We start from the raw sequence: 16205 nt of genomic DNA, 5'->3' as shown, positions 1-16205 counted from the left end.
GCAAGCGCGCGAAACTCGACAACCCCTAGGTCTGGTGCCCGCTCGAACGACTTGGCACCGTCCCGGATTTCCCGGAGCGCACCGGGGTTGCCAATCCACACCGGGAATCACCTCCTCGCTATCTGTCGGTTCCCGGCCAGTACGGCACGGGCTATTTCCTGTTCGCCGATCCTCAGCACCACGTCCCCGCTTTCCTGGCGCTCCGCTATCAGTCGCCGGATTTCCCGCAACAGTGCGTTCTCACCAGGAATACGGGCGGACGAGACTCGCCCGGCTGCCTTGACGGCTTCCACCTTCGGGACACTTACCATGGCCTTTAGGCGGGCATCCAATGCGGGCTGTTCGTCGTCAATACCTTCCATGACACCGGGAGGCAGCCAACGGCCGATCCGGTCCCGCATTAGACGGCTCGGGCTATTGATTCCGAGCGCCTTAGCGATCGGTCCGGGAATAGCGGATTTGGCCCAGCCGATGAGCTTGTCTTTCAGCCAACCGGTCATGCTCTTTACGCCGTTCCACAGACCCCGGATCAAATCGCCGCCCTTGGAGACGAGCAGCCGCCCGAAATTGCCGAGCGCCTTTGAAATGCGGCCCGGCAGCCCGCGCATCCAGTCCGTGAACTCGCCTACCTTGGCCTTGGATTTGCTGCCGAAGTCGGCCACCCAGCGGACGGCATCGACAAAGGCTTTTCCGAGCTTGCCGACAAATCCGATGATGTTGCCTATCCAGCTAATCGCGGTGCCGATCGCCGAGAACAGCCCCGAGAAAATCGGACCCGCGAGGCGGATGATCACCGGAATCACGGTGCCGAGAATTTTGGCCGCGAGCTGCGCGAGCCACGTGATAACCGTGGTGACCACGGAGATAACGGGTTGCGCTTTCTGGACCAGCTCGGCGAGCTTTCCGCCGATCATCTGAACGGCAGGAACAACGCGGCTCGTTATGAATTCCGCGAGGGCCGAAAGGATCGGCTTCACGTTCTCCAGAATTGCCGTATAAATCCGCATGGCCGCGGGGTAAACGTACTGAGTGAAGATCAGCGCGAGATTCGTAAAAATCGGGGCAAGCGCGCTATAGACCGCAGAGTAAAGCGCCATGAGCGCGGGGATAACCTGCGTCGAGACGACCGACCACACGCCTTGCATAGCGGGAAGCACGCTCGTTGTGAATTGCTGGACGAGCGCGGACACACTCGGCGCGAGAGTGTCCCGGATAGTCGTTCCGAGCCCCAGCAGCGTTGATCCGAAAGCCGCAATGGACTGTCCGCCGGCTCCGGACGAGAACGCCCCGAAGAACCCCCCGACCACCGTTTTAGCGGTGCTGAGCGCGGGACCTAGAACGTCCTTTGCCGTACTCGCAAGAGAGATCAGGGGCGGCAACACCTGGTTGCCTATGAAATTGGTTAGCGCTACCTCGGCGGTGCGCTTGAACTGCGTTATCCGGGCGGACGCGTTGTTGTGCAGCGCGTCACCCATTCTGTCGGCGGCACCCGCGGTATCCCCGAGAGCCTTTACCGCCGTTTTCGGGTCGAGAGAAAAAAGAGCCTGTCCAAGATCCTCGGCTTTCGTGCCAAAAAGGCCGACCGCCGCGGCGTTCCTTTCGGCGGGGTCCTTAATGGCCTTGATGCCGTCTAGGACTTGCTGCAAGCCTTGCTTAGCACCGGGGCCGCCCGCGGCTATCTTGCGGGTCATCTCCTCGGCGTTCAGCCCGATAGCCGAATACGCTTCGGCGCTCGCCTTGCTGCCGTCCGTCGCCCTGATCTGAAATTCCTTCAGAGCGTCGGCGACGGTATCCGTGTCCCTCGCGCCCGCTTGTAGACCTTGGGACATGAGCCCCATAGCGTCTTTAGCGGAAAGCCCGAGATCACGGAACTTGGTGGAATACTCGTTGAAAGTATCCGCCATGTCGTCGGCCCTCGGCCCCATCCGCTGCATTCCAGCGGTGAGCACGTCGAGAGCTTCCGTACCGTCCTTGGCCAGGCCGTTTTTCAATATCTGCCCGACGGCATTACTGGTCTGGCCCAAGTCGAGTTCAAACGTCTTGGAAAGGTCGGTGACCTTCCCCGTTATGGACTCGATCTGTTTATTGGTGGCGTCCGGCGGGAGGATACCCGCCCGCATGACCCCGGATACCGCGGTTGCGGCTTCGTCCACGGAATCCGTGATGCCGTGCGCGTAGAGCTGCCCCGCGGCTTCGCCGTACCGCTTTGCTTCGGCGGGCGTGCTGCCCAAGGATGCTTGGATCTTGCCGTTAATGGCGGTCTGGTCCAGCGCATCCATGAACCCTTTTGCGAGCACCGCCGCAGCGGCGAGGCCAACGGCAGCCAACCCGCCTTTCAGGACTCCACCCATTTTCCCGGTGAAGCCCTCGCCGGCTGCCTGCCCTCCCTCGTTTCCGGCTGCCTGTGCGGGTCCGGTCACCTGCCTTTGCAGTTCACCGGCGAACCCTTGGACTTCCGGAACGATGCTGACATAGCCCATTCCGACTTCAACGGCCATCAGTCCTCGCCCCGCTTAGGCTGGAAGCGGACGAGATATGCGGCGACTTCCCGCGGGTCTCGGTCGGTCCCGCCTATCCGCTCGGGGCGGACACCGGGGCGGGGAATCGGCTTCGGGCGACGGTCGGGCGTTTTCGCCCCCGCGTTCCCGCGCTGCCAATTCGCCTCGGCAAGACGGTCATGCACTGCGGCGAGTAGCTGAGTCTGGAGCGTCCAAACAAAGTCCTCGCCGCCCATTGCGCGCGCTAGTGCAGACTCCGCGGGGAGATTGAGCACCAGAGCCCGCAGGCGACGCCACGTAAGCCCCGATCCGGGTCTGAAAAGGTCTCGGATATCGGTGCTGTAGTAGCGCGCCAAATCGGCTTCTATGGCCTCCCCGTGCTCACTCAGGAGTCGGCAGAGGCCGGAGATTCCCCCACCGGGGCACCCTCGTGCTTCTGCCACTGCCTGAACAGCTCACCCAGCGCGGCGAGGGGGACAGGGATTGCGTCGAACTTGGACCACTGGTCGCCAAGTCCCGCCTTGAGCAGGGACTCAATGTCCCGCGCGGACGGGTTATCGACGTTGACCGCAGAAAGAACGGACTTGTCCAGTTCTCCCGCTGCGGGCATGGTGAATATGAGACCGGAGAGGGTGAAACGGAAAGGCTCCTGCCGAGCTTCCGCAACCCACACGTCAAGGTCAAAAGCGCTACTCAAGATGCTTACCTCTTACGGCGTAGGTGGAACGTTTCTGCGGGGCTTTACTCGGCGGGCTGTTCGGGCGCGCTCGCCCATGCGGGGTCGTTGCTGTACTTGTAGGCAACGGTCCCGTCCGGCCCCGGATAAGCCGTAATGGTCAGCTCGTAGGCAATGGCCTCATCACCCTTGTACGTAATGTCTCCGGTCTCGGAAACCTCGCCGTCCGGGATGACGATGCGGACGTGAGAGTTGCCGTCGATCACGTCGAATCCGAAAAAGCGCCGGTCCGGCCCGGGTGCCTTGATGGCAAGCACGGACTTGCCGGACGTGGTGACGACCTTTGAGCCCTTGTGGTACAGCTCAAGAACGGTCTTGCTGGTCTCAATGGCGGTGAACTGAAAGGTCATCTCGGATGAGCTGATGACCTTTCGGACGGTCTGCCCGCCCTGCCATCCCTTGATTTCGGTGGTGTCCGCGCTGTTGGACTCGGTAATACCGTCGTCGGAGATCCAGCCGATATCCGTCACGGCTTCCGGCCAATTGGTGGTGGAATCGGTCGGACCCTCGGTGTCCGGCGGGCCGACGTACGCGGCACCCGAAAGCGCAACGCGGACAGCGTTAGCGTTCAGAGGCATAGGTGTCCCCTTAAAGGTGAAAGTGTGGGAATTCAGAAAGCGCGTTTGGCGGTGCCGAGCACTCGCCCGCGCATGTGGATTTCAGCGGCGTACGCGTATCGCGCGTGGCCGGACTCGGGGTCCGGGAGCCACTGCGGGCCGCCCACCTCGTTCACGCGGTAGACGGTCACCCCGCCCCGGACACCGGGGATCACGCCGACCAGGGCGCGCACCAGGGCGCACAGGTCGTGCGCGTCGGCTTCGGTCTCGCCCCACGCGTGGAAGTCGAGGCGGGGCCGGTCGGATACCGGGGTCTGTTGCAGCCCGCCGAGCCGTTCGACGCGCACGAACCGCGGGGGCCGGGGCGAGGGGATGCGGGAGACCACGGGGACGGGTTCGCCGGCTGCCGCGAGGGCGGAGCGGAGATAGCCCGTCACCACGGCCACGGCGTCCGGCATGAGGATTGCGGGCCGGTTCAATCGGCACCGTCCATGCCCCGCAGCAGATCCCGCCGCGAGCCCTCCGCGTCGTTCTGCTTCTTGTAGTTGCCGATCACGGCAGCACGCCAACGGCGGGAGCCCAACGCCGAGTCCGTGCGGTACTCGCCCCCGCCTCCCTCGGCAGCCGACTTGATGCGCTCGGCGATCCGGCGCACTTCCGCCCCCGTGGCCGGGGTCTTCATGAACGAATTGATGCCGTTGCGGTTCGGTCGGAACCTCACCCGGTCACCTCCTTTAGCCGGGCTTCGGTGTGGTGGTGGCGACCGGCGAGGGTCCAGCGGGCAACGTCCCCGTCCACGTCCAGCAACCGCCCGAGGGCAACCACGCGGTCCCCCGGTGCTAGGTCGACATCGGCGCGGGTGCGGGTGACCAGTCGCCACCCGGTGACGACAACGGGGCGGTCCCCGGTGTCCTCGGTGGACGTGTCGGGCTGGACGCTCACCCGCCGGACGGTCGTCCTGGTCGCGCGGGACCAGTCGCGTTCCGACGTGGTGTTGCCGTACCGGTCCACCAGGAACGGGGCGCGCACCACCACGACGGTTTGGCGGTAGTGGACGCTCACAGCAGCGACACCACCGCAACGCGCTTGCGGTACCGGGCGAGTAGGTCCCGGTCCGCGGGGGCGAGGGATGCCCCGATGGTCTCGGCGGAGTACGTCACGGACACGCTGCCCACGGACTCTTGCCGTAGGTCTCCGGGGTTCGTGAGCACTCGTCCGGCGAGGGTGAGCACGACCGCGAGCACGTCACCGGGCACGGCCGTATAGCCGTGGGTGTAGGTGACGGTCACCGGCCGGTCGTCGGTCAGCCGAAGCCGGTCCCGGACGAGCTGCCACCGCTCGGCGGGGACGAGCTGCCCGCCCGCGCGCACCTCCTGTACGGACACCACGGGCCGTTGCGGCAGCACCACCCAACCCCCGTGCGGGTGGAGCGTCGCCGAGCTGGTCCCGCGGGTGAACGCCTGCCGTGCCTCGCGCCGCACGATGGCGGACGCCACGTCCAGCACCAGGGCAGCCGACTCGGGCAGCTCGTCCGGCTCGGTCTGCATCCACGCGCCGAGCTGGTCCACGGTGGCGAGGGCGGGCAATTCCATTTCGTCCGCCCCCTCTTACTTGATTGTCTGTGCGCCGCACGCCAGACACCGCGTGACGGTCCGGGCTGCCCCGCCCGCATCGAGAACCGGGAAGCTCTCCATACGGGCCGGGGCGTTGCACGAATCCGTGTGCGGAATCTTCGGGGCGGACGCCGTTGCACGCTTACGCGGCGGCAATTCCTTACCCCTTTCGGCTACTTGGCGAGAACGCCGTTAAGGCGGGCGGCAGCACGGCCACCGAACACAGCGAGACCGCAATAGAATTCGATGCGGGTCCGGTAAGCGGGCTTGGTCTCAAGCTGCCCGAGGTCATCGACCATGACCCCGCCGTTGGTGAGACCGGTCACGGCCTGGTCGTCCTCGGTCTGCCCGAAACGAACGGCGTAAATGGACGATGCGTCCTCGGCAGTGCCCTGCGTCTCCGTCTGCGGAAGAATGTCCGCGCCCGCGGCAGTGGTGCCGGGGTCAAGCAGCGGAATACCGTTGTAGGTCGGAACCCACTTACCGGTAAGCGCCTCGTTGACCATCTCGTATCCGCCGAGCCGGCGAGCAGCGCTCTTAATCTTGCTGATCACCTTGCGGTTCGCGTAGATCGCGCCGTTCGCGCTGGTCAGACCGGGAACGGTGGCAACAAGCTCGTCCAGCTTGTCAAAGAACGCGTGGGAGTCGTTCACCCCGTCGCCCACAATCGGGGCACCGTCGGCACCGGCCGAAATGACCTGCGCACCGGTAAGCCGCTTGCGGAGACCGTCAAAGGACTTGGCGTCCGTGTTGATATCGCCGTTAAAGAACGTCTCCTGGAACTTGAAAGCCGCCGCCTTGACCTTCATGCGGGTCTGAACGGCCCTCTGATCGTTAAGGTTTCCGCGGGTCTGGACAATGAAACGGTCAACGTCCGCGTCACCACCGAGAATGACCAGGCTTTCCGACTTCTGGTTTACCGTGCCGGTGGACTCGGTGTAGCCCTCGTTCACGCCACGGAAAGCCACGCCCGGAAGGCTCGCCTCCTCGTTGTAGGCGTACGCGTTGCCCTCAATGGGCAGCAGCGGAATACGGTCCAGAATGGACGACTCCTGAACGAAAGTCTCAATGACTCCGCGCTGAAGATTGGTCGTGCTGAGCTTTGCGGACTCGGCGAGCGAAAGCGCCATGAATACCCCTCCGTATGGGCATGAAAAAAGGGGCACACGGTGTGTGTGACCCTTGGAAGTAGTCGCAGGATCGTTCCTGCGGGGGTGGGCTAGCCGGCGGTGCCGTAGGCACTGCGGAGCCGGTCAAACGCCGTGGCGGGCTCGTCCTGGTCCGGCTCGGTGCTGCCGCGCTGCCCGCTGCCCACGTCGCCCCACACCGGGGCCGGGGCGGGAGCCTCGTTCGACGGGGCCGCAAGGTACGGCTTGTCCGCAACGAGCTTGTCCAGCGCGGCAGTTACCGCGGCGGTGTCCACGTCGCCGCTCTCGCCGACCAGACCGGCCACGTCCACCAGGGCGAGGGCGTCCGCGGGGTCACGGAGCCGACCAGCGGCAGCCGCCCGGATCTCCGCACGGACGAGCTGCCCCGTGAACTCGGAGCGGATCTCCTCGCGGAGCGCGTCAAGGTCGCCCGGCTTCTGCGCAGCGTTCGACCGGCGGAGCCGTGCGGCTTCCGCTTCGGCGGTCTCGGCGCGCTTCTCCGCGGCAGCTCGGGCGGTGCGCTCGGCGGACAGGTCGGCGGACGGCTCGCCCTGGTCGCCCTCGGGCTCCGTGCCGGTCGGCTCGTCCTGGCGCTCGTTGCCGGTCGGGGCCGGGGTGCCCTCGCCGGTCGGCTTGTCCGGACCGTTCGGGGCCGGGTTCGGGTTCGGGTTCTCGGGCATTCGCGCCCCTCCTATGTGATGTAGCCGTGTTTCCGGAGCATCGCTATTTGGTGCTCCCGGTTATCGCCAGCAAGTTTGAAGATGGTTTCCGGCATCAAGCGGGCTTCTTTGGCTCGCTCGTACCGGGCTCCGGGGTTCTTCTGGAAACCGGAATTCAGCGCCTTACCGCCGATGCCGCGTTTGGTCGTGCCCTCGGTCGTGACCCGCATCGGTCCCCGCCCCGTGGCAGCCGTGGCCATGCCGCGCCGCGCATTGACGATCTGCCCCAAGTCGGCCCCGTTCTCCAGGGCTTTGACCCCGGCCGCGCCGAGCCGCTTCCGTTGTTCCTCGGGGCTCATCTGCCGTATGAGGTCTTCCGGGCTGTCCGACGCGCGCCATTCCTCATCCGTCATGGGCTGCATCCCGCAGTCGCATTTGGGGTGCCGTTTGAAGCCGGTGGAATAGCTGTACTGCCGTCCGGCGAGGATGATGCACCGTGCGCACGCGGGGAGTTTCACCACGCGGACGTACGAGATACAGCGGGGGTGTGCTGCCATGGCAATGGACGTTGCCGCGCGGGCGGTGTCGGCAATCTGCGTGCCCGTAATCATGGCCATTTGGTTCAAGCCCCGCAGTGCGGCGGTTGCTTCGCTCTCCCCGAGGGCGAGAGACCGCGCGGTTGTGATGGCGGGCAGATACAGCAGCGAGACGAGCGGGCGGGCGTCGGACGCCAATCCGACCAGGGCACCGGGATTCAGCCGGGCGAGCGGGGCAGCCGGGGCACCCTGCGCCAACAGCGAGGCACTGACAAAGACTTCCGCCCCCTGCGCCACGGTCATTTGCCCGGCGGTCACCGCGGCGAGGATCTGCCGCCCCGCGTCCCCCTGCAATGCCGAGAGAATGCGGTTCGGCGGAACGTCGCCCCACAGGGCTTGTACGGCCGTGATGACGCTTTGGGATACCTGCCGGATCAACGAATGCCGCTCGGCTGCCAGTTCGGCAACCCGGCTCATGCCGCGTTGTCCGCGGGCTCGTCCTGGTCGCCCTGGTCCGGCTCGGCCTGGTCGGGCTTCTCGCCGAACAGCGCGGCGACGTTCGAGCCGAGAACGGCCGTTGCCTGGTCGTCCCGCATCCGCTTCCACCGGTCGATTTCGTCCGGGGTGACTCCGGGAATCCGCTCCCAAAGCGCTTCGTCCGGAACACCGATGGACTTCAACTTGACCAGCGCATCGGAGTATTGGGAGTCCGAGCGGAATTGCGGGTCACGCCAGACGACAGAGCCGATAGCGAGGGATTCGGCCCGTGCGGGCTCGCCGGCTGCCAGAGCTTCCAGCCGCATCACTTCGCGGAGCGCTGCCCCGAAGTGCCGTTGCCGCTCGGTCACCTTGGCCACTAGACCGGCTTCCGATGCGGCCAACGCGTCCGCACTTACATTGGTGAGCTGCCCCGTTAGGTACGTGGCGGGGGTGCGGGTCTGCGACGCGATGTGTTCAACCGCAGCGTCAATAACCCGGAGGTAGTTCCCGAGATCAGCGGCGGTGAACTCTGCTATTCGCGCGGTGTCCTTCTCCAGCCACAGCAGCCGGTCCGAGCGGAAGCGGTTAAGCGGTTCGTCTTCCTCGCCGACGACTTCCCCGGATTCGGGGTCCACGATTTCCCGAACGGGCCGGTCCGTGCCGAGTACCGCGCGGGCCGGTAGCGCGAGGTCATCCGACGCGGTGAGCAACTGCGCCCACAGGGTGTTTACCGCGTCCTGTAGCGGGAGCACGGTCACCAGCTCGGAGCGCGGGGACGCGTGCAGCCGGGAACGGTTGGGGAGTTCGACCAGCGGCACGGCCCCAAGCGGATTCTTGATGTGCGAGGGCTCACCGCGGGGAAGCCCCACCGTGCGGCCCGTCCACACTTCCGAACGCCCCTTGCGCTGCCACCGGTACACCATGTCCGGGGTAAACAGCGTGGCGAACTCCCACGTCCCGTCACGCCACGTCTTGAGCCCCGCCGAGCGGAGCCGACGACGGCCGGGCACGTACTCGACCACGGCGTTAGCGGCGTGCTCAAAAGTGATTTCGGTGTTGATTCCGTCGGGCTTCCAGACCAGGGCGTACGAACGTCCCGTGATCAGAGCCTCTAGCAGAGCTAGACCAACCTCAACATCACATTCGGACTTGCGCCATGCCTTCCCCGCGGCGTGGTCAATGGCCCCGTCTTCCAGCCGGAAGCCAATCGGCATGAGCCGTTCAACGGTGGCGTCCGGGACGGTCGCGCACCAGTTATCGGAAAAGTCCTTGAACAGTTCGCCGGCTTGCGCGTTGAACTCGGGCGACGCGAACAGCAACGGGCGTTTGCCCTCGTAGGCGTCCGACCACTTGCGGGCGTAGTTCTTCCGCCGCTCGATCTTCGCGCGGAGCCGGACCGTCATCTGTAGCGGGGTTTCCGCCATGCTCCCCCCTTTCCGGGCAAAAAAAAGCCCCGGTCGGCAGGAACCCGAACGGGGCGGTCTATGCGCTCGATGCGCGAGGACGTTTCAGCGGTCGCCGTACGTATCCGTCAAGTGCCATGACCGCAGCGGCGATACCGTCGATACGGGCGGACGACTTCCCGCGGTCCGGTTTCACCGGGCGCATGTTGTCGTTGCCGTCCCGGTACACCTCCACCACGGATGCATTCCAGCGCAACACCGGATTGCCGCCGTGGCGTATCCGCCCCTCACGCAAGAGGCGTTCCAGCTCTTTGCAGCCGGGGGACATGCCTAGATAGGTCTGCGCAATGGGCACCACATCGACACCGCGTGTCTTGGCTTCAATCCGCTGGACGAGCTGCCCGGCAAACATGCGGTCATAGCTGATGCGCTGCACGTCCAACCGGCGACAGTCAGCCACTATCTGTTTTTCGATGGCGTCATAGTCGATGGCGTCGCCCTCGGTAAGGGTTATCAGCCCCTCGGCTGCCCATGCCCGGATCGGAACCTGTAGTTGTTGTTCCAACTCGTCCGCGCGTTCCTCGGGCAACCAGAAACGGGCGACTAGTTCCAACTCGACACCGGGCGTGCGGGATTCAACCGCGAGGACCCACGCCGAAAGGTCGGACACCGCGGACAGGTCCACCCCGCCCCACGCGCGCCGATACCGGAACTTCTTGTCATTGACCGGCCCGTTGTTCGCGTCCCACAGCGTGAGCGTCAGCCACCGACTAGCGGCCCGCATACGCCTGTTGAGAGACAACCGGCAGAACGTAGGGAAGTAACTCGGCGTGCTCCGTGCCTTGTTCGCCTCACGGCGCATATAGGCGAGCGAGGGCGACGCACCCAAACCGGGATTCGCCTTACGCCATGTCGCCTCGCTGAAAGGGTCGTCCGATTCTTCGGCAGCCCAGATGACCCCGTAATGACCAGGGTCGGACACGATGCCGTCCGCGCACCGCCTCGTATACGTGTGCTTCTCGTCGTAAATGCTGCCCTCGGTGCCCTCATCAGCGGTCGTAATGTAGATGACCAAAGGTTGATCACGGGCACCGGTACCGGTCTCGATAGCGTCGATAAGGTCACGCCGTTTGTGAACGTGCACCTCGTCCACAATCGCGCCGCTCACGTTCAAGCCGTGGGCGGTCTCGGCGATTTTGGACAGCGCGCGGAAGATACCGCCGGTCCGCGGGACTCGGATAAGCCCCCGCAGAACCTCCACGCGGCCCCGTACGGCGCGCGACGTGAGCGCCATACGCTTAGCGTCGTCAAATACGCGTTCGGCCTGTGGCAGGCTGCCAGCAGCCGCGTATACCTCCGCCCCGATCTCTCTATCGGCGAGCAGCAAGACGAGCCCGATACCACTGCTAAGGGTGCTCTTGCCGTTCTTACGCGGAACCTCAATCCACGCCGAGCGGATGACCCGCACCGCGCGCCCCAACTCGGGGTCATGGGCAAGCCACCCGAAAACGGGGGCGATCACCCATACGACTTGCCACGGCGAGAGCTTCAACCGGGTTGAGCCCCAACGGCCTTTGGTGTGCTTGAAACTCTGGATAGCGTCGATGGCTCGGCGTGCGGACGGAACATCGAAATACGCGCCCGGTGCATCCTTGGCCTGTGCGGCGACGACCAGCGGGCGGGATTCGAGCGCTTCGGCTATGTCGTCCTCGGACAAGCCGAGTTCCCGCAGCGCGTCCACGGGGACGGGCAGAACGTCAGTCAAAGATCCCGTCATCCTCGCCCCCGCGGTCGTCCGGCGGAGTCAGCCGGCCACGCGCGGACGGGGACAAGCCGAGTTCTCCGATGTAGCGGGCAAGCTGAGTGCGGTACTGCCCGACAATCGTGGTTGCGCCGTTCTTCTGCCATCCGCGCTCGCCCTGCATGAGAATCCCGTTCGTGGAAATCTCGCGTTCGCACTGGTCGATACGGGCGACGCAAATGCAGTAGTCCGTAAGTGTGGCGGTGTCCACCGTGCCGATACCGGCCGTGAACTCCAGCACGGGGACGACGCGTTGCCACTCGCGGGAAGCGACTTCCCGGCACCGGGCGTTCACCGCGCGCTGATCTCCGGGCACGTCCGCGAACGTGTCCGTCCAGTCCGGTTCGGACAGCTCGGCGGGCGGAACCCGCACACCCTCGGAAACGGGGCGCTTGCCGGGGTTGCCCTCGCGGATCACCTGCAACGGCGGTGTCTTACGCGTCGGGTCTGCCATTCCCTCACCCCTCCCATGGGTCGTGAGTCGGTCATGCGGGCACGGCTGACACGCCGTTGTGCATGTGGTTGACGGTGGCCACGAACCCGGCCAACACCGGGACGCAGGGACCGGCGCAGAGCCCCGCGCAAAGGGCGGTAGCTGCGGCGCGATCTTTTTGCCTCCCTGCCGTTCATCTGCGGGCAGGCGGCGGGGTCACCCCCTGGTCGGGGTCACGAGCGGCGAGGCTGGACGCGCTCGGCTGCCCAACCTCCCGGCTGATGCTTCGCGGTCTCGCGGTTGTGGCACGTCGCGCACAGCGGACGCAGACGGAAGAACGCGTCAGGATCGGTGACGCCCCGAGCGACCAGCGAACGGCGCGACTCGGGGAAGTGGTCGGCGACCGTCGCAGCGCGAGAGCACAGCACGCACCACGGATGCGCGTACAGGTAGCGCGCTCGGATGCGCTGCCACCGTGTGCCGTAGCCCTTGGCCTTGGTCGTGCCCCTCGCCGCTTCCGCTTCCTTCGCATGGGTTGGACACCGGCCACCACGGGCGGTTAGCTCCGGGCAGCCGGGGACTGAACAAGGGGGGCGGGGTCTGCGGGGCATGGGGGATCACCTCCGACCGGGGGGATAGAGCGGCAGCCGGGGACTACTCGGCGCGCGGGAAGTCCTCGCCGGTCTTGGCCAAGTGGCAGTCACGGCACAGGGGTTGAACGTTGGTGTCCGTGTCCTCACCACCACGGGCGAGGGGCTGCACGTGGTCCACGTCAACCGAGCCCGCGAGGACGAGCGAGCCACACCGCGCACAGCGGGCACCACCACGGGCACCGACCAGAGCACGGAGCCGAGCGGCCCCCGAGAACACCCGCACCAGCACCGCGCGGCGAGCACGCCGAGCACGGACCGAAGCCCGGTTCTCGTAGAGCTGGTGGTGTTCCTCGCAGCGGCCCCGGCGGGTGGCGGGCTCGGGGCAGTCGATACAGCGCACGTCGCCCCCCCCCCCCGGTTGTCGTCGGCCTGGTCTTCGTCCTGGCGCTCGTCGTTGCGTGCCCGCCCCCGGACTCGAACCGGGGAACTCTGCCGATTGGTTACGGCGCACCTCTAGCCGTTGGGTCAGCGGGCGTGCGTCGTCCTCGCCGGCTGGTGCCGGTCCGGACACGGTGGGGAGACCACACGAGCTTGCAACCCCGTTCAGCGCCCCCGGTCAAGGGGCGGTTACTGATGGGCGGTGTGGTCTCCCCGCGCTCTGCCTCACGACCCCTGCGGCCACCCCGTACGGGTGCGTGGTGCACGGGCAGAGCATCGGGTGAGGGCCGGGCACTCGGTCCGCCCGTTCCGGGTCGGTGGGGTGCGCGGTAGTCCCTGGTCCCTCTCCCGGAAGTAGTAGGGACGGAAGGTCCCCCGCACCCATCAGGGTGGGGGTTCCTCGCGCCGTACTTGCTTCCGGAAGGAGTAGGGACGGAAGGTCTCCCGCGCCGCTCGGGCTCCGGGTGCTCGTCTCGTCCCTGTCTCCGGAAGTGGTAGGGACGGAAGGTCTCCCGCCGGACCGAGCCATGACGGCATGACGGTTGGGATGCCGTTTTGGTTTCTCTCTATTTTTTCGTGTTCATTCAAAAAGTAGCTTTAACCGTCATACCGTCATGGCTCCGCCCGCTGGTCGTCCCGCTGCGGGCTCGGCTCGTCCCAATCCTTGTCGAACGCGTGGGGGTCCGCCTCCAGCCGGGCGAGGGCTTCGCCGACGACCGTGCAGGGTTGGCAGTCGCAGGGGGCAAGGGCCGTTCCCTGCTTCCGCAGCCACACCGCGTACAGCTCGGGTCCGCGCTCGGCGGGTGCCCCACGGCTGATAGCCGCAGCGGCGAGCAACCCGGCCCGGTACCCCTCTTCCCGCTCTCGCCTCTCGGGCGGTACGCCGAGCGTCTTTCGGTGGCTGTCGATGCGGTGCACTGCGCGGAACAGACGAGTCATGCCGCCACCCTCGCGGGCACGGTGACCACGGCGCTAGGAAGTTGCGGGAACTTGCGGACGCACGAAAGCCCCGGCGGGTCACAGGGACCGGCCGGGGCTGTCAGAGGGCGCGGGAGCGGCTAGACCTTCGCTGTCCACCCGCGGACCGGCGGACGCTCGCCGGCTTCGTCCGCGTAGCTGATCACGTCCGCTACGCGCTCCGCGGTCTCGTTCTCGCCCCGCTCGTCCAGCTTGAGCGAAAGCACCCCGAGGGCGGGAACGGTGTTCCCGGTGATCTCTCCCGTGGCGTAGAGCCGCGCGATAGGTCCCCCGTCCCGATGGGGCCGCAGGATCATGCGTACGTCGTTGTCGGTCAGTGAGTCCATGCTCACGAGCCTACGGAGCGGCCCCGGTCTGGTGTGGCCACTCCGTAGGACGTGAAACATGAAACTCTGCGCCGCGCTCACGCGAGGGCGGGCACCAGCTCGGGGACACTCTCGGGGACCAGCTCGGCGAGCGGGGCGGGCTCGGGGTGCTCGCGGGCGGGCTCCGGGGCGGACTCGGCGAGGGTGTGCACGGGGGCGGGCTCGGCGAGCCGTACCGCGCTGCCCGGTGCCGGGGGAACGTCCGTACCGGTCTTCTCCGCTTCCACGTCCGCAGCGGCTACGGCCACACCTTCCGCGGCGGGGTCCAGCTCCCCGGACATGGTGAAGTCCACGCGGGACGTGTCCAGCTTCCGCCACCCGCCACGGGTGCCCCGCCGTACGTCCAGACGAACCCCGGCTTCATTGAGCATGGCTCGCCGACCCGCGGTGTCCTTCTCCGCCCACTCGTCCGCGAACGTGCGGCCCGTGGGGGTCACGATGCGCTGTGCTTCGCGCTTCTCGCGGGTCTCCAGCTCGGCAATGCGCGCGTCCAACGCGTCCGCCCGTTCCTGCCACGCTCGCGCGGCGTGCTTGGACTTCTGCCGCCCCTGCTGTGCCTGGTGCTCGTTGAACTCGGCGAGGGTGGCGCGTAGCTCGGGCTCGGGGTCATAGCCGGGTATCTCGACAACGTGTGTCGTCTGGACGGAGCCGACCCGCCGCAGGAACTCGGCGGTCACGTACTCGTCCGCCCAATCGCCCCTGATGTTCGCGGACTTCTCGCACTTGAACCCGCGCGAGTACGGGTTGCACTTGTACGTGGGCCGCTGCTTGTTCTCCTGCTTGTTCAGGTACATGCGGCCCCCGCACGCGTCGCAGTGGATCACCCGGAGTAGAAGCGCGTCCGTGTCCTTGCGGTCTCCGGTGTCGATGCTGCGTTCGTCCAGTACCGCGCCGATGCGGTCGAACTCCTCGCGGGTCATGATCGGCTCTGTGGTCGCCATGATCGGGTTGCCCTCGGTGTCCCGGACGGGCTTGCCGCTGTGCATCTTCCAGCCGAGCAACGTGGGGTTGCGGAGCATCCGCGTAATGACCGCCGGGTTCCACAGGAACCGGTCCTTCTTGAGCCCCTTCACACCGCCCGTCTTGCCGCCGGTCTCCCGCCCCTTCTTCACGGCCCAGTGATCACGCGGGCTCGGCTCGCCGTCTGCGTTGAGCCCCACGGCGATAGCCGAAACAGTCTTGCCTTCCAGCAACTCACGAACGATTCGTTCAATGACCTTGACGGCATCGGGGTCCGGTACGAGCGTCCAGCCGACCCCGCCGAACTCTGCGGGCATCGGGGCGGGCATGTAGCCGTACGGCGGACGACCGCCACCACGCCACCGGAGCGGCATCCGGCGAATGGCTGCCATGGCACCCATGACGCGGTCTTTGATGCTCTGCGCTTCCACCTGTGCGGCAAAGGCGAGCATCATCATTTGGAATTCCGCCATGGGGTCCATGGGGTTCCGGAAGTCAAAGACGAGCTTGCCCCCGCCGATGCCCTCGGCGAATACCAACATCTTTCGGTGCTGCTTCGCCCACTTGGCAAGGTCGTGCATGTCGCTCATGGACCGGATGGCACGGTCAAACCGCCACCAGACAAGAACGTCGTACAGCTCGGGACGGTCCAGCCACCCGCCGAGCGCGGGACGGTCGAACGGCGCAATCTTGCTCGCCGACACGTCAAGGTCCACGGCTTCGCGGAGCGCGTCACCGGTCCCAAAGTCGATGTTGAGTTCTGCCGCAACCTTGTCGTCTGCTTCGCGCTGCCGCTCGGGGCTGGTGGTCTCGTCAGTGAGGACGGACAGGCGTACGCACCGCACACCCCGCAGGGTCTCGGTTTCGTAGACCGTGCCCGCGAGGGGGTTTCTTGTACCGGTCGTCATCCCCTCGGTAGGGACGGACGGTGCCCCGTTGTGGGGCTTGACCAGGACCGATGCCACCATGCCGACACTCCAGAACCGCTAGAACGGAGTGTTGGGAGA

At 66.2% G+C, this 16205-nt stretch carries 17 protein-coding genes; all 17 read right to left on the bottom strand.

Annotated features, from left to right (window positions below; translation table 11 throughout):
• Window positions 1-107: 107 nt before the first annotated feature.
• The 17 genes from ACWFR3_RS38760 to ACWFR3_RS38680 all read right to left on the bottom strand — a co-directional run bounded on the left by ACWFR3_RS38760 (window position 108) and on the right by ACWFR3_RS38680 (window position 16106).
• The gene (locus ACWFR3_RS38760; RefSeq protein WP_453739396.1) at window positions 108-2498 is read right to left on the bottom strand and encodes a phage tail tape measure protein; all 2391 of its coding nucleotides are present in this window, start codon (window positions 2496-2498) and stop codon (window positions 108-110) included.
• Window positions 2499-2883: 385 nt separating this feature from the next.
• Entirely contained in the window at window positions 2884-3195 is a 312-nt protein-coding gene (locus ACWFR3_RS38755; RefSeq protein ID WP_415956420.1) for a hypothetical protein, read from the bottom strand.
• Window positions 3196-3239: 44 nt separating this feature from the next.
• On the bottom strand, window positions 3240-3812 hold the full coding sequence (locus tag ACWFR3_RS38750; protein WP_415956422.1) for a phage tail tube protein: 573 nt from the start codon (window positions 3810-3812) through the stop codon (window positions 3240-3242).
• 32 nt (window positions 3813-3844) lie between these two features.
• Window positions 3845-4270, bottom strand: coding sequence for a hypothetical protein (locus tag ACWFR3_RS38745; RefSeq protein ID WP_415956424.1), 426 nt, complete (start codon window positions 4268-4270; stop codon window positions 3845-3847).
• The gene (locus ACWFR3_RS38740) at window positions 4267-4512 is read right to left on the bottom strand and encodes a hypothetical protein (RefSeq protein ID WP_415956426.1); all 246 of its coding nucleotides are present in this window, start codon (window positions 4510-4512) and stop codon (window positions 4267-4269) included. Before ACWFR3_RS38740 ends, ACWFR3_RS38745 begins: the two co-directional genes overlap by 4 nt.
• Complete coding sequence (locus ACWFR3_RS38735) at window positions 4509-4853, bottom strand: hypothetical protein (protein WP_453739395.1); 345 nt, start codon at window positions 4851-4853, stop codon at window positions 4509-4511. Before ACWFR3_RS38735 ends, ACWFR3_RS38740 begins: the two co-directional genes overlap by 4 nt.
• Entirely contained in the window at window positions 4850-5383 is a 534-nt protein-coding gene (locus tag ACWFR3_RS38730; RefSeq protein WP_453739394.1) for a hypothetical protein, read from the bottom strand. The genes ACWFR3_RS38735 and ACWFR3_RS38730 overlap by 4 nt, the downstream gene beginning before the upstream one ends.
• Before the next feature lie 194 nt (window positions 5384-5577).
• Window positions 5578-6534 carry a major capsid protein gene (locus ACWFR3_RS38725; RefSeq protein ID WP_415956432.1) on the bottom strand — a complete coding sequence of 319 codons (957 nt, stop codon included), beginning with the start codon at window positions 6532-6534 and terminating at the stop codon, window positions 5578-5580.
• 89 nt (window positions 6535-6623) lie between these two features.
• Window positions 6624-7232, bottom strand: a complete 609-nt coding sequence (locus ACWFR3_RS38720) for a hypothetical protein (protein ID WP_415956433.1) — start codon at window positions 7230-7232, stop codon at window positions 6624-6626.
• Between the two features lie 11 nt (window positions 7233-7243).
• On the bottom strand, window positions 7244-8224 hold the full coding sequence (locus ACWFR3_RS38715) for a VG15 protein (RefSeq protein ID WP_453739393.1): 981 nt from the start codon (window positions 8222-8224) through the stop codon (window positions 7244-7246).
• Complete coding sequence (locus tag ACWFR3_RS38710; protein WP_453739392.1) at window positions 8221-9651, bottom strand: phage portal protein; 1431 nt, start codon at window positions 9649-9651, stop codon at window positions 8221-8223. Before ACWFR3_RS38710 ends, ACWFR3_RS38715 begins: the two co-directional genes overlap by 4 nt.
• A gap of 58 nt (window positions 9652-9709) precedes the next feature.
• Entirely contained in the window at window positions 9710-11395 is a 1686-nt protein-coding gene (locus tag ACWFR3_RS38705; protein WP_453739391.1) for a terminase large subunit, read from the bottom strand.
• The gene (locus ACWFR3_RS38700) at window positions 11388-11885 is read right to left on the bottom strand and encodes a phage terminase small subunit P27 family (protein ID WP_453739390.1); all 498 of its coding nucleotides are present in this window, start codon (window positions 11883-11885) and stop codon (window positions 11388-11390) included. The genes ACWFR3_RS38705 and ACWFR3_RS38700 overlap by 8 nt, the downstream gene beginning before the upstream one ends.
• A 633-nt stretch (window positions 11886-12518) precedes the next feature.
• Window positions 12519-12857 carry an HNH endonuclease gene (locus tag ACWFR3_RS38695; protein WP_453739389.1) on the bottom strand — a complete coding sequence of 113 codons (339 nt, stop codon included), beginning with the start codon at window positions 12855-12857 and terminating at the stop codon, window positions 12519-12521.
• 650 nt (window positions 12858-13507) lie between these two features.
• On the bottom strand, window positions 13508-13834 hold the full coding sequence (locus ACWFR3_RS38690) for a hypothetical protein (RefSeq protein ID WP_415956441.1): 327 nt from the start codon (window positions 13832-13834) through the stop codon (window positions 13508-13510).
• 119 nt (window positions 13835-13953) lie between these two features.
• Window positions 13954-14199, bottom strand: coding sequence for a hypothetical protein (locus tag ACWFR3_RS38685; protein WP_415956442.1), 246 nt, complete (start codon window positions 14197-14199; stop codon window positions 13954-13956).
• A gap of 77 nt (window positions 14200-14276) precedes the next feature.
• Window positions 14277-16106, bottom strand: coding sequence for a recombinase family protein (locus ACWFR3_RS38680; protein ID WP_453739420.1), 1830 nt, complete (start codon window positions 16104-16106; stop codon window positions 14277-14279).
• Window positions 16107-16205: the final 99 nt, after the last annotated feature.

It is taken from the genome of Streptomyces sp. NPDC055189 (assembly GCF_053606765.1).
This window is presented reverse-complemented; position numbering and strand designations above follow the sequence as displayed.

What these genes read in the sequence shown, in the direction of transcription:
- ACWFR3_RS38720 (WP_415956433.1), bottom strand. Translation starts at nt 7,232, where the DNA reads ATGCCCGAGAACCCGAACCCGAACCCGGCCCCGAACGGTCCGGACAAG.
- ACWFR3_RS38730 (WP_453739394.1), bottom strand. Translation starts at nt 5,383, where the DNA reads ATGGAATTGCCCGCCCTCGCCACCGTGGACCAGCTCGGCGCGTGGATG.
- ACWFR3_RS38710 (WP_453739392.1), bottom strand. Translation starts at nt 9,651, where the DNA reads ATGGCGGAAACCCCGCTACAGATGACGGTCCGGCTCCGCGCGAAGATC.
- ACWFR3_RS38715 (WP_453739393.1), bottom strand. Translation starts at nt 8,224, where the DNA reads ATGAGCCGGGTTGCCGAACTGGCAGCCGAGCGGCATTCGTTGATCCGG.
- ACWFR3_RS38685 (WP_415956442.1), bottom strand. Translation starts at nt 14,199, where the DNA reads ATGGACTCACTGACCGACAACGACGTACGCATGATCCTGCGGCCCCAT.
- ACWFR3_RS38750 (WP_415956422.1), bottom strand. Translation starts at nt 3,812, where the DNA reads ATGCCTCTGAACGCTAACGCTGTCCGCGTTGCGCTTTCGGGTGCCGCG.
- ACWFR3_RS38690 (WP_415956441.1), bottom strand. Translation starts at nt 13,834, where the DNA reads ATGACTCGTCTGTTCCGCGCAGTGCACCGCATCGACAGCCACCGAAAG.
- ACWFR3_RS38760 (WP_453739396.1), bottom strand. Translation starts at nt 2,498, where the DNA reads ATGGCCGTTGAAGTCGGAATGGGCTATGTCAGCATCGTTCCGGAAGTC.
- ACWFR3_RS38700 (WP_453739390.1), bottom strand. Translation starts at nt 11,885, where the DNA reads ATGGCAGACCCGACGCGTAAGACACCGCCGTTGCAGGTGATCCGCGAG.
- ACWFR3_RS38725 (WP_415956432.1), bottom strand. Translation starts at nt 6,534, where the DNA reads ATGGCGCTTTCGCTCGCCGAGTCCGCAAAGCTCAGCACGACCAATCTT.
- ACWFR3_RS38680 (WP_453739420.1), bottom strand. Translation starts at nt 16,106, where the DNA reads ATGACGACCGGTACAAGAAACCCCCTCGCGGGCACGGTCTACGAAACC.